This window comes from Collinsella sp. LCP19S3_D5 (assembly GCF_052121415.1).
In the GTDB taxonomy this organism is placed as follows: domain Bacteria; phylum Actinomycetota; class Coriobacteriia; order Coriobacteriales; family Coriobacteriaceae; genus Collinsella.
Genome location: NZ_JBQKEH010000001.1, coordinates 152,967 through 168,024, shown reverse-complemented (window position 1 = coordinate 168,024; position 15,058 = coordinate 152,967). Strand labels below are relative to the sequence as shown.

The following is a 15,058-nucleotide window of genomic DNA, read 5'->3' as shown; positions in this document are numbered from 1 at the left end:
ACGCCCCGCTGGGGCGGGAAATTACAGTGGTAACGCCTTTGTTACGCATCCTTAGGTGACGACTTAACAGAAGCAGACTTGGCTTTGGTGGCGGCCTTTTTGGCAGCCGGCTTCTTGGTCGCGGTAGCCTTGGCAGCGGGCTTTGCGGCGGCCTTAGCCTTGGCCTTGGTCGTCGTAGCCTTTGCCTTAGCCGGAGCCTTCTTAGCGGCCGCTGGCTTGGGCTTTACCGAGGACGCACGCTTGCGGGTCGCCTTCTTGGGCTCCTCGACCACGGGCGGCTTATAGCTGCTGGGGCCGCGACGCTTAAGCACCACGCCTGCCAGGCTGGGCACCTTAATCTCGATGGAGTCCATCTGCCCGTTCCAGGGATAGGGCTCGCTCGAGCAGGTGTAGGGCTCCTCGCCAGCATAGCCGCTGCCGCCAAACTCGGGACGGTCGGAGTCAAAGATGACCTCCCAGTCGCCCTCACGCGGCACGCCCACACGGAAGCTCTCGTAGGCCGCCGGGTCAAAGTTGATCAGGATCACGAGGTCGTCATCGACGTCCTCGCCCTGACGCACAAAGCTCACGATGGACTGCTTGGAGTTGTCCGCGTCGATCCAGGTAAAGCCGTCGTCATTGTAGCCGCGCTCGTACAGGGCGGGCTCGGCGGTATACAGGTGGTTGAGCGCCTTAATGAACGCCTGATGGTGTGCATGGGTCTCATACTGCTCGGTCAAGAACCACTGAATAGATTCGTAGTAGCGCCACTCGATAAACTGGCCGATCTCGTTGCCCATAAAGTTGAGCTTGGCACCGGGGTGCGTCATCTGGTAGAAGGCGAGCGTGCGCAGGCCGGCAAACTGGCGCCACCAGTCACCCGGCATGCGGCCGATGAGCGAGCACTTGCCGTGCACGACCTCGTCGTGGCTCAGCGGGCAGATAAAGTTCTCGGTAAAGGCGTACATGATGGAGAACGTGAGCAAGCCATGGTTGCCGGGGCGCCACGGAAAATCGGTCTGCATGTAGTGCAGGGTGTCGTTCATCCAGCCCATGTCCCACTTGTAGTGGAAGCCCAGGCCGCCGTCCTGCGGCGGATAGGTCACAAGCGGCCACGCGGTGGACTCCTCGGCCATCATCATCACGTCGGGGTAGTGCGCCTCAACAGCGCAGTTGACCTGACGGATAAACGCGCTGGCGTCCAGGTCCTCCTCGGTACCGTACTTGTTGAACTTCTTTTGGCCAGGATCGTCAATGCCAAAGTTGAGGTACAGCATGCTGGACACGCCGTCCATGCGAATGCCGTCCACATGGAAGTTCTCGATCCAGTACAGCACGTTGGAGACCAAGAAGGAGCGGACCTCGCCGCGGGCGAAGTCAAACTTGTGCGTGCCCCAGTTGGGGTGAATCTCGTGCTCAAACAGCATGTGGCCGTTAAAGGTGGCAAGGCCGTGGGAGTCGGCGCAAAAACCGCCGGGTACCCAGTCCATAATCACGCCGATGCCCGCCTCGTGGCATGCATCGATAAAGTGCATGAGCTGCTGCGGGTTGCCGTAGCGTGACGTGGCGGCAAAGTAGCCGGTCGTCTGGTAGCCCCAGGAGCCATCGAAGGGGTGCTCCATAAGCGGCATGACCTCGATATGCGTGTAGCCCATATCGCGCACGTAGTCCACGAGCTCCACCGACAGGTCGTCGTAAGTGTAAAACTCGCCGCGCTGCGCAGGGAAGGGGTCCATGGGACCGGGGTAGTTGCCGTACTCGTCCGGCTCGCCCTGTGGCTCGTCTCCGTGGCGCTTCCACGAGCCAATATGCACCTCGTAGATGTTGAGCGGCTGCGACATGTGGTTGTGGCCGGCGCGGCGCTTGAGCCACGCGGCGTCGTTCCACTGGTAGCCATCGAGGGTCCACAGCACGCTCGCCGTTCCCGGAGGGCACTCGGCCTTAAAGGCGTACGGATCGGCCTTGTAGAGCTTTTCGCCCTCGTTGGTCTCGATGAGGTATTTATAGAGCTGGCCCTGCTCGGCGCCAGGAATAAAGCCTTCCCAGATAGCGCTCGTGTGTACGGGCACCAGCGGGTTGGCTTGTTCGTCCCAATTGTTAAATTCACCGATAACGTGGACGCTCTTAACGTCGGGCGCCCAAACGCAAAAACGCCAGCCGCGCGTGCGCTGCTGCGTGTCGGGATGCGCGCCCATCTTTTCCCAGCTGCGCTCCCACATTCCAATGCCAAACAGATAGACATCGTCCTTGGTGAGCTCCGGTGCGTGCGGGGCGGCTTTACGGGTAGCGGGCTTTTTGGTTGCTGGCTTTAGCTTTGTATCGCTCACGTTTGATCCCATCATGACGCGGCAGCGTGTTGCCTTGGTGACTAGATGCGAAAGGTCCAAGGCTGCACGAATCGAAGGGACGGCGATAGCTCTATGATTCGTCCCACCTCACGTGCTCGGTGGAACTTTCGGCAAAAACCACAATAACACCTGTCCGTTAGTTTTATGGACGAAAGTGGATTTACGGTGGCGTTTAATCGGTGAGCGCCATGTTTATGCCACTGACAGAATTGCGATGGTAAAACTCTTGACAGTTTTACCAATTAGGGTTTCAAAATTTTTAGATTTACGTTTGGTAAAACGTTTTTAGCAGGTTGTTTACCATTTGACATTGAAAGGTTTGCGAATGAACCACACAGCCGCCTCTAATGTTGCTTTTATTTTTGATTGCGACGGCACACTGGTAAATAGCACCCCCGTTTGGGGCTATGCGCAGCCCGAACTATTGCGGCGTTACGGCATTGATGTAACGGTTGACGATTTTGCCCAGTTTGAGCATTTGTCGCTCGAGGACGAGTGCCAGGCCTACCACGACACGTGGGGCATTGGCGAAAATGGCGAGGAGCTGTATCGCGAGCTGAGCGACATCCTGATCGATGGCTACTCCAAGGTGCCGCCGCGCGAGGGGCTCCTGGCATTTTTGGAGCAGGCGAAATTGGCCGGCATTGCTATGTGCGTGGCCACGTCCACGCCGGCCGAGCTGGTGCAGTCCGCACTCGTGGGTGCGGGGCTCGACGCCTACATGGAGCTTATTACCACGACGGGCGAGGCGGGGCGTTCCAAGCAATTCTCCGACGTGTACGAGCTGGCGCTGCGCCGCCTTGAGGAGCGCCACGGGCACCAGTTTGAGCGCGCGTGGGTGTTTGAGGACGCCGTCTTTGGCCTTAAGAGCTCTGGCACTGCAGGCTTTAAGCGCGTGGGCATTTATGACCAGCACGGCCGTATGGAGCGCGACGAGGTTCGCGATAACTGCGATATCTTTATCGATAGCTATGAGGACCTGGATCTGGCCCGTGTGCTTGCGTTTAAGGGCTAGGCGAGGGCCGTGGCTTGCAAAGTATTAGTTGTTTGCGGCTCGCCGGTGCTGGCGAGCGCGGATCTGTTGCGTCGACTGGCGGGGGAGTGCGACCACGTTGTCGCCGTGGACCGCGGGCTCGACGCGCTGCTGGGCTCGGGACTAGGTTGCGACGTGTATGTAGGAGATGCCGACACGGTGAGCGACACCGGTCGCGCGTTGGTCGATGCCGCCGAGGCCTTTGAGGTAGAGCGCCACGACCCCTACAAGGACTATACCGATCTGGCGTTGGCACTCGATTCGGTCCGCCGTCGCTGGCCGGGTGCCGAGGTGGTTGCGACCTGTGCCACCGGCGGTCGCCCGGACATGGCGCTTTCCGTAACTGGGCTGCTTGCAGGCTACGAGGATGCCCCCATTTGGATTGCCGAGGACAAGGTGATTGCCCGCATCCTTCACGCAGGCGAGACCTGGATCATCGAGGATGCCGAGGGCAAAACCTTCTCCATCATCGCCATAGCCCCTGGGACAGTAGTAAGCGAACACGGCCTAGAGTGGGAACTGGATCACAGCCCTCTAGGCCTGTTAGCTGACACGGGCATCTCTAATGTCGTAAGGAAAACGGCCAAGATTCAAGTCCACCAAGGCATCGCAATCGGTTTTTTATACCGTGAGGGTTTTATCGGGACGGTGGGTTAATTGACTGATTTTGCCGAAGTCAAAATCAGTCAATTCAGCCCCGTCCCAGGAAAACCCGTAAGAAAAAGTTTCAACAAAAATCTCTTGCATCAAGCAAAACATTCCCCTATAGTATCTCCTCGTCACGGGGGCGTAGCTCAGCTGGGAGAGCGCTTGACTGGCAGTCAAGAGGTCAGGGGTTCGATCCCCCTCGTCTCCACCATCGTGAATGCAAAGGCCTTCGGAAAACCGGAGGCTTTTTTTCTTATAAAGAGGCTCAATTGGTTGACTGTGTTCGCGGCGGGCGTTTCGGCGCGAGTCTATAAAAAGGTTTAATCATTTCAATAAATGGTGGTGTGGTCCAGCGGGATTTACGAGTACGAGCATCCCAAGATCTTCGACACCTATTACGAGAAGGTCTTGCCGTATGAAAATTGGTTTAGCTGCTGGTTTTGACGACGAGTGTAGGAACAGGTCGTTGTGCTGCAAGTATGCCGTAAACACGGATTGCTCCGGAGCGGTTTGGCATACGATTTTACAATCGAAGCCAAAAAGTTCTTGGTAATCCTCGCGTTGCTATGTTAGTATCTCTTTTGCCGAAAGGCGACGGGCGATTGGCTCAGGGGTAGAGCATATCCTTCACACGGATGGGGTCACAAGTTCGAATCTTGTATCGCCCACCATCAAAAGCACAGGTCAGAGGTGATAAGCCTCTGGCCTTTTTCTTTTTGACACAGAGAGTGTGATCAAAAAAGTTTCTTCAAAATTGTTCTTGCACCCTTGGAGGAGTTCCCGTATAGTACTTCTTTGCACGGGGGCGTAGCTCAGCTGGGAGAGCGCTTGACTGGCAGTCAAGAGGTCAGGGGTTCGATTCCCCTCGTCTCCACCCGAGCATTGAATGAGGCTCCAACGCAAGTTGGGGCCTTTTTTCATATAGGCACACAAGGTCAAAGGCAGGACCATGATCCTTCCGATCGAAAAGATCGTGCGTTGAATGACCATTGCGCGCATGGTAGTATTTCACGTCGTGGTGCAACGACACGCTAAATGGAACTTCTCCATTGCCTTTGCAACCACTAATATAAAGGGCTCTTGGCGCAACGGTTAGCGCAGGGGACTCATAATCCCTGGGTTCTGGGTTCGAATCCCGGAGGGCCCACCAGGTTTTTCAACAGGTCAGGCAATTTGTCTGGCCTGTTTCTTTTTCATGGCAACATTTTCTTGCAAGTAGCTTGTTTGCCCACTTCCAAACGCCTTGGGTCGCGTTCATGGCGGGAGGTCCCCGGGGGCGACCGGGCTGGAGCCGGAAAGGCGGGCTGCGGCAGCACCGCACGCCTTAGGGCGCGCCCCGCGGGCATGGCCAGGCATCGCGGACCCTCGATCCTGTGCGGGTCCGCGCCCCCGCGCCGCGACGGCGAAAGTTTTTCTAAAATTGTCCTTGCATCGCCGTCCGAGTTCCCGTATAGTACTTCTTCGCACGGGGGCGTAGCTCAGCTGGGAGAGCGCTTGACTGGCAGTCAAGAGGTCAGGGGTTCGATCCCCCTCGTCTCCACCCGAGCATTGAATGAGGCTCCAACGCAAGTTGGGGCCTTTTTTCATATAGGCACACAAGGTCAAAGGCGGCACCATGATCCTCCTGGTCGACAAGATCGAAAAAAGCTTCGGCGCGCGCGTCCTCTTTAGCGGCGCGTCCTTTCAGATCAACCCCGGCGAGCGCTTTGCGCTCGTGGGACCCAACGGCGCCGGCAAAACCACCATGCTCAAAATCATCATGGGTATCGACAGCCCCGACGCCGGCCAGGTCCAGTACTCCAAGGACTGTCAGGTGGGCTACCTCGAGCAGGAAACCAACCTGGAGCACAAGGACACGACCATCCTCGCCGAGGTCATGGCCGCCGCCAAGGAAATCCGCCGCATGGGTGAGCGCGCCAACGAGCTGCAAGCCCAGATCACCGAGCTCTCTGAGCAGGGCAAGGACGTCGACGCGCTCCTTAACGAGTACGGCCAGGTCCAGGACCGCTTTGAGCACTTGGGCGGCTACGAGCTCGAAAGCAATGCCCGCAAGATCCTGTCCGGTCTGGGCTTTAAGGTCACCGACTTTGAGCGCCCGTGTTCCGAGTTCTCGGGCGGCTGGCAGATGCGCATCGCGCTGGCTAAGCTCTTCCTGCGCCATCCCGACCTGCTGCTTCTGGACGAGCCCACCAACCACCTGGACCTCGAAAGCGTCCAGTGGTTGCGCGGCTTTATCGCCAACTACGACGGCGCCGTGCTCATCGTCAGCCACGACCGCGCCTTTATGGACGCCTGCGTCGACCACGTCGCCGCGCTCGAGAACCGCCGCGTGACCACCTACACCGGCAATTACAGCAGCTACCTCAAGCAGCGCGAGGACAACCTGGAGCAGATGCGCGCCAAGCGTGCCGCCCAGGAGCGCGACATCGCCCACATGCAGGTTTTCGTCGACAAGTTCCGCTACAAGCCCACCAAGGCCGCCCAGGCGCAGGAGCGCATCCGCAAGATCGAGCAGATCAAAAAGGAGCTCGTCATCCTGCCCGAGGGCCACAAGCACATCGACTTTAAGTTCCCCGATCCGCCGCGCTCCGGCGACATGGTCGTGGGCCTGGAGGGCGTGTCCAAGTCCTACGGCAACAAGCACATCTATAGCGATATCGACCTTAAGCTCTATCGCGGCGAGCATGTGGCGCTCGTCGGCCCTAACGGCGCCGGCAAGTCCACCCTCATGAAGATCATCGCCGGCCTGGAGCCGCCCACTACCGGCACGCGCGAACTAGGTACCAACGTGGGCGTGGCCTATTACGCCCAACACGCGCTCGAAGGCATGACCGAGTCCAACACCGTCCTGCAAGAAATCGACACCGTTACGCCCAAGTGGACCGTGCCGCAGCAGCGCAGCCTACTGGGCGCCTTCCTGTTTAGCGACAACGATTCTATCGAAAAGCAGGTTCGCGTTCTTTCCGGCGGCGAAAAGGCGCGTCTGGCCCTGGCTAAGATGCTCGTGGCCCCTGAGGCGCTTCTGTGCCTGGACGAGCCCACCAACCACTTGGACATCGACTCGGTGGACATGCTCGAGAACGCCCTGCAAAACTTCCCCGGCACCATTGTTCTGATCAGTCACGACGAGCACCTGGTGCGAGCCGTGGCCAACCGCGTGATCGATATCCGCGATGGCAATGTCACGGTCTATGACGGCGACTACGACTACTACCTCTACAAGCGCGAGGACCTCGCAGCCCGCGCCGCCGCCGAGGCTGCAGGGGAGAGCACACCTTCCGCGGCCAAGCCCACCAAAGCCAGCGCCGCCCAGGCCGATACCCCCGCAGCAGCGCCTAAGCCGGCCGAGGGCAAAAAGACCAAGGAGCAAAAGCGCGCCGAGGCCCAGGCCCGCGCTGCGCTCAACAAAAAGCTCAAGGGCGTGCGCAACCAGCTCAAGAAGATCGAGGCCGAGCTCGACAAAAAGCGTGCCCGCTATGACGAGCTTATGGAATTGATGGCGAGCGAAGAGCTTTATGCCGATCAGGATAAGTTCAACGCCGCGCTGGGGGAATATAACGGCCTTAAGCAAGAGCTGCCCAAGCTCGAGGACGAATGGCTCGAGCTTTCCACCCAGATCGAAGAGGAGACTGCGCGTGAACTCTCGTAAGGCCGCTGCCGTGGCGATGAGCATCATCGCCATCGCGTGCCGCATCTGCGGCATCTTTATGAGCGCGATGACTGTGCTGCTGTGCTTTAGCGGCCTCACCGCCAAGCTGCAGATTGTGGGCTTTGTCGTTGAGCTTTCGCGCGCGCTGCCGAGCGCTATCGCGGGCTACGGCGTCATCACATCGCCCTTTGGCGGTGTGTTCCGCCTGGATTACGCCATCGTTGCCGTCATCCTGTTTGTGGCCGACCACCTGCTTACGCGCGCCTCGCGCCGCGTCCGCTAAGGGATCGTTATGTCCAGCAGCTACTTCATGAACCTACTTGCCAGCGCCGTCGCCGTCATCGTGGGCATCGTGATCCACGAGAGCGCACACGCCGCCGCAGCCTGGGCGCTTGGCGACAAGACGGCCCGTTCGCGCGGCCGCGTCTCGCTCAACCCGCTCAACCACATCGATCCGTTTGGCACCGTCCTTCTGCCGCTGCTCATGCTCGCCGCCGGCGGCCCGGTGTTTGCCTTTGCCAAGCCGGTGCCCGTGTACCTCAACAACCTTAAGCATCCCAAGCGCGACGAGTTCTTGGTGAGCGCGGCAGGCCCCGCCTCGAACATCGCGCTGGCGTGCCTTGCCGCGGCCCTCATGCACGCAGCATATGGCAACCTCTACACCAGCATGTCCTTTGCCGTAGCGTCCCAAATCATGAACTTCGGCGCTACGTTTATCGTGGTCAACCTGTCGCTCGCGTTCTTTAACCTCATCCCGATCCCGCCGCTCGACGGCTCGTCGATCATCGTGCCGTTTCTCAAAGGCAAGGCACTCGCCAACTACTACCAACTTCAGCAATACGCCATGCCCATACTCATCATTGTGCTGTATCTGCTGCCCATGTGGACCGGCATCGACGTGATCGGACGATATTTCGACGTTACCGTGTATCCGCTCGCTGGGCAGCTGCTTAACTTCGCAATCGCCGGCATCTAGGGTAAACTTACAGGTCGACCGTGCAAAACGGTCGCAACATGCACCCAAACCGCGCCGCGAAGGCGCCGTCAAAGGAGGTCGAAGATGTCGTATCGCGTGTCGACGCAGGTCTACAGCGGACCGTTCGACCTGCTGCTGCAGTTGGTAACCCGCCAAAAAGTTGATATCGGCGCCATCTCTATCAGCGAGGTGGCCGAGCAGTACCTTGCCGAGGTCGATCGTATTGAGGCGCTGGACCTGGACGTGGCGAGCGACTTTTTACTGGTCGCGGCAACCCTTTTGGACATCAAGGCCGCCTCGCTGGTGCCCCAGGAGGCCCCGCACAAAGCCGACGACGATGACGAGATTGACGAAGACCTCGAGGAACTCAGCGCACTCGACGGCGACGCTCTGCGCGAGGTCCTGATCCAGCGCCTGATCGCCTACAAGCAGTTTAAGGGCGCGGCGGCGGCCCTTGGCGCGCGCATGCAGGCCGAAAGCCGCATGCATCCGCGCGTGGCCGGCCCCGACCCCGAGTTTTTGGGCCTCATGCCCGACTACCTGGCCGGCATTACCCTGCGCGGCCTCGCCGTCATCTGCGCCGACCTGGACGGCAAGCGCCAGACCTTCCTGCTGGAGGCCGAGCACGTGGCGCCGCATCGCGTGCCGCTCGACCTGACGGTGGCCTCGGTCGACCGCTTCACCATGGCGCACCAAACTTGCACCTTCCGCGAGCTGCTGGACGGCGACGCCACCACCGAGCAGCTCGTCGTCACCTTCCTGGCCATGCTGGAGCTCGCCAAGCGAGGCTCGCTCACCCTGAGCCAGGACGAGATCTTTGGAACCATCCGCATCAACCGCGTCGAGGGCGCCGAGGCATACGTGCCCGGCGAGGGCCCCGAGCTCACCGAATAGGAGCGGCTACCATGTCAACCCTTTCCACGCTAGAGGCAAACAGCCTCAAAGGCGCCCTCGAGGCGCTGTTGCTGGTTTCGAGCGATCCGGTGAGCGCGCCCGCGCTGGCAGATGCGCTGGATATCGCCCCGGGCGAGTGTGCGTCGCTTTTGGCCGAGCTCAAAGTTGAGTACGAGGAGGCCAATCGCGGCTTTCAGCTGCGCGAGGTCGCCGGCGGCTGGCGCCTGTTCACGCACCCCGCCTACCACGACGTGGTCGAAGCTTATGTGCTGAGCTGGGATACGCAAAAACTGTCGCAGGCGGCACTCGAAACCCTGGCCGTCATCGCCTACCACCAGCCCGTCACGCGCGAGGTGGTCAAGGGCATCCGCGGCGTCAACTCCGACGGCGTCATCGCGTCGCTCGTTGACAAGGGTCTGGTGCGCGAGCTCGGCCGCGACCCCCAGCGCGGTCAGGCCATTATTTACGGCACGACCAACGCCTTTTTGGAGAAGTTTGGTCTGCGCTCCACCCGCGACCTTCCCGATCTGGAGCAGTTTGCCCCCGACGAGCAGTCGCGTCAATTTATCCGCGAGCGCCTGAGCGGCCGCAGCATTCAGTCTACGCTCGAGGAGCAGGCCGAGGACCTAGACGAAGAGCGCGAGCTGCTGGATACCGATGTTGAGGATGTCGAGGCAGTCGGCGGCGAGGAAACACTTGCCACCGACGACGCTGCGGAGGATACGCATGACGAGGACTAGCGAAGCAGGGGAGACGCGTACCGCTGTTGCCACGGGCGCGCCCGCGATCGACCCCCAGCCCGTCTACCCACACACCATGCGCCTGCAGCGCTTTTTGGCGCGCGCGGGTGTTGCGAGCCGCCGCGGCTCGGAGGACCTGATGACCGCCGGCCGCGTGACCGTCAACGGCCAGGTCGCGACCGAACTGGGCACCAAGGTCGATGTGGACCGCGACCATATCGAGGTCGACGGCATGCCCGTCAAGCTCAACCAGGGCGCCGTGTACCTGATGCTCTACAAGCCGACCGGCTATCTCACCACCATGAGCGATCCGCAGGAGCGCCCCTGCGTGGCCGACCTGGTCCCGCGCGACCGTTTTCCGGGGCTCTTCCCGGTGGGTCGCCTGGACCGCGACACCACGGGCCTTTTGCTCTTTACCACCGACGGCGACCTGTCGCAGGACCTGCTGCACCCCAGCAAGCACGTCTACAAGACCTACCAGGCGCTCGTGGACGGCCACCTGACCGATCGCGACTTGGAACCGCTGCGCCGCGGCATCGAGCTCGACGACGGCCTGTGCCAGCCGGCAATCTGCCGCGTCATTACTGCGCGCGAGGCCGAGGCGGTGGCCCCGCAGGGTGTGAAGCCCGGCACCACCGCCGTGGAGGTCATCATCCGCGAAGGCCGCAAGAACCAGGTCAAGCGCATGCTGAGCAAAATCCACCACCCGGTGATCCGCCTGCACCGCTGCAACTTTGCCGGCCTGGAGCTCAAGGACGTGGCCAAGGGCTCGTGGCGCGAGCTCACCGACCGCGAGGTGCAGATCCTCAAGGCCGGCGGCATCCCGCCCAAGCAGGCCGGCGCCAAGCGCTCCGCCGCGCCGGCGGCCAACCCCGCGACCCGCACGCGCCACCACGGCAGCCACGGCTCCGCGCCCAAGCGCAACACCTACCGCGAGCGCTACACGGGCTAGCCAGTCCGCCAGCAAGCAGCGCCCGCGTCCCATACCAGCACGTCAACCACCGAAAGGAAGCATTGCATGATCGTCGCCATCGACGGCCCCGCCGGATCCGGCAAGTCCACCATCGCCAAGGAGATCGCCCGCCAGCTGGGCTTTAACAAGCTCGACACGGGTGCCATGTATCGCGCCGTCACCTTCGCCGCGCTCGACCGCGGCATCGATCTGGACGACGAGGCAGCCATCGACGCGCTCGCCGAGCAGATCGAGATCCGCTTTACCAACGGCACCGGCGAGGACACGCGCCTGACCATCGACGGCCAGGACGCTTCGGTTGCCATTCGCACCCCGCAGGTGGACGCCAACGTCTCCAAGGTCTCGGCCTACCCGGGCGTACGCGCGGCCATGCTCATCCATCAGCGTCGCGCCGCCGAGGACCGCGACATCGTGGCCGAGGGTCGCGACATCGGCACCGTCGTGTTCCCCAACGCGCAGGTCAAGGTCTTTCTGACCGCCGACCCGCGCGAGCGCGCCCGTCGCCGCGTGCTGCAGCGCCACCAAAACGATGCCCAGCCGCTCACCAAAGAGCAGCTCGAGGCCGAGGTCGACGAGACCCTCGACGCCCTCAAGCAGCGCGACAAGCTCGACAGCAGCCGTGAGGTCGCGCCGCTCGTGCCCGCCGAGGACGCCGTGCATGTCGACTCCACCGCACATACCATCGACGAGGTCGTCTCGATAATCGAGGACCTCATCAACCAAAGGAGGTAGCTCATGCGCCTGTTTAAGCAGACGCCCGAGGATTACTACAACGCGCCTTATGCCGAGTTCCCCGTGCTCATCCGCGGCACCGTCTTCGTGGTCATGGGCATCCTGTGGGTCTTCTCCAAGCTCATGTGGCGCTGGAAGGTAGAGGACGCCGACCTGCTGTTTGAGCGCCAGGAAGGCCGCGGCAGCGTGGTCATCTGCAACCACACCTCGATGGCCGAGCTCCTGGCTGTAGAGACGGCGCTATTCTTTGGCGGCCGCCGCATTCGCCCCATCTTTAAGTCCGAGTTTGCCAAGAGCAAGATCGTGCGCTGGGCCTTTAGCCGCGTGGGCGGCATCCCCGTCGAGCGCGGCACCGCCGACATGAAGTGCCTGCGTGCCGCCCAGCATGCACTGCAGCGCGGCGAGGACGTCCTGATCTTCCCCGAGGGCACGCGCATCCGCTCGCGCGAGATTAAGCCCGAGGTCCATGGTGGTTTTGCGCTCATTGCCCAGATGGGCAAGGCGCCCGTCAACCCGCTCGCCATCTGCGGCTGGTCCGATATCACGCCTGCAGGCAAAAAGCTCATGCGCCCCAAAAAGTGCTGGATCCGTGCCGGCAAGGCCATCTCGCTATCCGATGCACCGGCCGAGCTCAAGCGCAAGGAGCGCCTGGCATGGTTTGAGTCCGAGGCCATGAGCCGCGTCTACGCCATGCGCGACGACCTGTGCGCCGAGCACCCCGGCAGGTTCTAGCCATGGGCGAGAACGTCATGAATACCGCCGCGACCGCCGCTGAGGAGGTCGTCCCCACCATCGAAATCGCAGCGCATGCCGGTACCTGCTACGGCGTACAGCGCGCGCTCGACATGGCACTGGCCGCCGCGCCGCAGGCAGGGGAGAGCGCTCAGGTCCACACGCTGGGTCCGCTCATCCATAACCCCATCGTGGTGCGCGAGCTTGCCGAAGCAGGCGTCGGTCTGGCCGACACCCTGGACGACGCCGCATCGGGCACCGTGGTCATTCGCGCGCACGGCGTGGTGCCGCAGGTCATCGAGGCTGCTCGCGAGCGCGGCCTTACCGTGGTCGATGCCACCTGCCCCTACGTCAAGAAGGTCCATGTGGCGGCCGAGCGCCTGGTGCGCGAGGGCTACCGTGTGATCGTCGTGGGCGAGCCGGGCCACCCCGAGGTCGAGGGCATCCTGGGCCACGCCGGCGATGACGCGCAGGTCGTGAGTTGCGCCGCCGATGCGGACGCGCTGCCGCTCAAGGGCAAGGTGGGCCTGGTTGTGCAGACCACCCAAACCGCGCAGAACCTGGCCGAGGTCGTGGCCTCCATCACTCCGCGTGTGCAGGAACTACGCGTGATCAACACCATCTGTGCTGCCACGAGCGAGCGCCAGCAGGCGGCCGCAACCCTTGCCAACCGCTGTGATTGCATGGTCGTCGTGGGCGGCAAAAATTCGGGCAATACGCGCCGCCTGGCACAGATTTGTGCCGATGTCTGCGAGCATACCCATCACATCGAGGAAGCCTCCGAGCTCGAGGCCGCATGGTTTGCCAACGCGCGCCACATCGGCATCACCGCCGGAGCCTCAACTCCGCAAGAACACATCGAACGCACCGTTGCGCGCATCAAGGAGCTTTGTCGCTAATCATGGACCAGACCGTACCCGCATACGCCGCCGAGGTGGCCGATTACGGGCGCAGCCGCGACCCCGAGCCGGGTGAGGGTGCGCTCGTAAAGAACGTGCGTCCCGAATCGCCCGCATGGGATGTGGGTATCGAGCCGGGCATGCGCGTACTCACGGTCAACGGCGAGCAGCTGACCGACATGATCGTGTGGCTCTGGGAGGCCGACGAGGACACCGTCGACCTAGAGGTTCTCGACCCGCGCGACGGCACCGTCACCCCCGTCGAGCTCGATCGCTTTCCCGGCGAGGACTGGGGCCTTGAGTTCGACGGCCCTATCTTTGACGGCATGCGTACCTGTGTGAACGCCTGCGTGTTCTGCTTTATGACCATGCTGCCCAAGGGCGGCCGCTCCACGCTGTATATTCGCGATGACGACTACCGCCTGAGCTTTTTGCAGGGCAACTTTGTCACGCTCACGAACCTTTCCGACGAGGACGTGCAAAACGTTATCGACCGCAACATGAGTCCCATGAACGTGTCGGTCCATGCCGTAAGCCCCGACGTCCGCCGCCGCATGATGGGCCGCAACGCCCAGCGCGGCATGGACGTGCTCGAGACCATCATGGCCGCCGGCATCGAGATTCATGCGCAGATTGTGCTGTGCCCCGGCATGAACGACGGCGAGGAGCTGCAAAAGACCCTACGCTTTTGCGAGGAACACGAGCAGATCACGAGCCTGGGCATCGTGCCGCTCGGTTTTACCAAGCACCAGAGGCGCTTTACCTGGTCATACAGCGACAAGCCCGAGCTCGCGCGCGAGACCATTGCCATGATCCGTCCCTTCCAGGATCGTGCCTACAAGCGCTTTGGCCGCCACACCTTCCAGATGAGCGACGAGTTCTATCTGGACGCCGGCATCGAGCCACCCCAGGCCGATTTTTACGACGGCTACCCGCAGTATTACGACGGCATCGGTATGATTCGCTCGTATCTGGACGAGACTGACGATGTGCTCACCGCCGATGCCGAGCGTCTGCGCCGCGTTCGCGAGGCAATCGCCGCCCGTGGCCAGCGCCTCCTGTGCCTCTCCGGCACCAGCGCGCGCGACACCGTGGCGCGCTTTGTGGAGTCGCCACGGGGCCTTGCCGGCACCGTCACGGCTATCGAAAACCGTTACTTTGGCGGCAACGTGGACGTCACCGGCCTCATCGTCGCCTGCGACATTCTGGAGCAGCTGCCGCAGGACCTCTCGGGGGTTATGCTCTTTGTGCCTAAGCTCATGTTCAACGCTGACGGCATGACGCTTGACGAGTATCATCGTGACGATTTACTCGCAAGCCTTGAAGCTCGCGGCGCCGAGGTTCATGTGGTATCGACCATGCCGCATGAGCTGCTCGATACCCTGGAGCATATCCTTGGCATTGTGCCCGCAGACTCTACTAATTCCGCTGACCCAACCCATTAAAGGAGTGCAG

Annotated in this window: 13 protein-coding genes and 5 tRNA genes; 17 read left to right on the top strand and 1 reads right to left on the bottom strand. The window is 61.6% G+C overall.

The features are described 5' to 3' along the window. Positions 1 to 41: 41 nt before the first annotated feature. Positions 42 to 2,321 carry a 1,4-alpha-glucan branching protein GlgB gene (gene glgB / locus ACTQXO_RS00810; protein ID WP_441031236.1) on the bottom strand — a complete coding sequence of 760 codons (2,280 nt, stop codon included), beginning with the start codon at positions 2,319 to 2,321 and terminating at the stop codon, positions 42 to 44. Between the two features lie 331 nt (positions 2,322 to 2,652). Between glgB and ACTQXO_RS00805 the strand changes: the two genes are divergently transcribed. From ACTQXO_RS00805 to ACTQXO_RS00725, 17 genes are all read left to right on the top strand, one after another. Continuing rightward, a complete protein-coding gene (locus ACTQXO_RS00805; protein ID WP_441030898.1) occupies positions 2,653 to 3,342 on the top strand; it encodes an HAD family hydrolase in 690 nt (229 codons plus the stop codon). Between the two features lie 9 nt (positions 3,343 to 3,351). Beyond that, positions 3,352 to 4,017 (top strand): thiamine diphosphokinase, encoded by a 666-nt coding sequence (locus ACTQXO_RS00800; RefSeq protein WP_441030901.1) that lies wholly within the window; start codon positions 3,352 to 3,354, stop codon positions 4,015 to 4,017. Positions 4,018 to 4,143: 126 nt separating this feature from the next. Then, a tRNA-Ala gene (locus tag ACTQXO_RS00795) sits at positions 4,144 to 4,219 on the top strand. 385 nt (positions 4,220 to 4,604) lie between these two features. Continuing rightward, positions 4,605 to 4,679 (top strand) — tRNA-Val (locus tag ACTQXO_RS00790). Between the two features lie 130 nt (positions 4,680 to 4,809). Then, a tRNA-Ala gene (locus ACTQXO_RS00785) sits at positions 4,810 to 4,882 on the top strand. 200 nt (positions 4,883 to 5,082) lie between these two features. Beyond that, a tRNA-Ile gene (locus ACTQXO_RS00780) sits at positions 5,083 to 5,158 on the top strand. A gap of 317 nt (positions 5,159 to 5,475) precedes the next feature. Next, a tRNA-Ala gene (locus ACTQXO_RS00775) sits at positions 5,476 to 5,548 on the top strand. 75 nt (positions 5,549 to 5,623) lie between these two features. Next, positions 5,624 to 7,657 carry an ABC-F family ATP-binding cassette domain-containing protein gene (locus ACTQXO_RS00770; protein ID WP_441030904.1) on the top strand — a complete coding sequence of 678 codons (2,034 nt, stop codon included), beginning with the start codon at positions 5,624 to 5,626 and terminating at the stop codon, positions 7,655 to 7,657. Beyond that, on the top strand, positions 7,644 to 7,940 hold the full coding sequence (locus tag ACTQXO_RS00765; protein WP_441030907.1) for a hypothetical protein: 297 nt from the start codon (positions 7,644 to 7,646) through the stop codon (positions 7,938 to 7,940). Before ACTQXO_RS00770 ends, ACTQXO_RS00765 begins: the two co-directional genes overlap by 14 nt. 9 nt (positions 7,941 to 7,949) lie before the next feature. After that, positions 7,950 to 8,633, top strand: a complete 684-nt coding sequence (locus ACTQXO_RS00760) for a site-2 protease family protein (protein ID WP_441030910.1) — start codon at positions 7,950 to 7,952, stop codon at positions 8,631 to 8,633. Positions 8,634 to 8,717: 84 nt separating this feature from the next. After that, the gene (locus ACTQXO_RS00755) at positions 8,718 to 9,527 is read left to right on the top strand and encodes a segregation and condensation protein A (RefSeq protein ID WP_441030913.1); all 810 of its coding nucleotides are present in this window, start codon (positions 8,718 to 8,720) and stop codon (positions 9,525 to 9,527) included. Positions 9,528 to 9,538: 11 nt separating this feature from the next. Continuing rightward, positions 9,539 to 10,267, top strand: coding sequence for an SMC-Scp complex subunit ScpB (gene scpB / locus ACTQXO_RS00750; protein WP_441030916.1), 729 nt, complete (start codon positions 9,539 to 9,541; stop codon positions 10,265 to 10,267). Further along, positions 10,254 to 11,219, top strand: a complete 966-nt coding sequence (locus ACTQXO_RS00745) for a pseudouridine synthase (protein ID WP_441030919.1) — start codon at positions 10,254 to 10,256, stop codon at positions 11,217 to 11,219. Before scpB ends, ACTQXO_RS00745 begins: the two co-directional genes overlap by 14 nt. A gap of 66 nt (positions 11,220 to 11,285) precedes the next feature. Further along, a complete protein-coding gene (cmk, locus tag ACTQXO_RS00740) occupies positions 11,286 to 11,972 on the top strand; it encodes a (d)CMP kinase (protein ID WP_441030922.1) in 687 nt (228 codons plus the stop codon). Between the two features lie 3 nt (positions 11,973 to 11,975). Continuing rightward, complete coding sequence (locus ACTQXO_RS00735; RefSeq protein WP_427795887.1) at positions 11,976 to 12,704, top strand: lysophospholipid acyltransferase family protein; 729 nt, start codon at positions 11,976 to 11,978, stop codon at positions 12,702 to 12,704. 2 nt (positions 12,705 to 12,706) lie between these two features. After that, on the top strand, positions 12,707 to 13,603 hold the full coding sequence (locus tag ACTQXO_RS00730) for a 4-hydroxy-3-methylbut-2-enyl diphosphate reductase (RefSeq protein WP_441545364.1): 897 nt from the start codon (positions 12,707 to 12,709) through the stop codon (positions 13,601 to 13,603). Between the two features lie 2 nt (positions 13,604 to 13,605). Beyond that, positions 13,606 to 15,048 carry a DUF512 domain-containing protein gene (locus ACTQXO_RS00725; protein WP_441030928.1) on the top strand — a complete coding sequence of 481 codons (1,443 nt, stop codon included), beginning with the start codon at positions 13,606 to 13,608 and terminating at the stop codon, positions 15,046 to 15,048. The last annotated feature ends 10 nt before the right edge of the window (positions 15,049 to 15,058 follow it).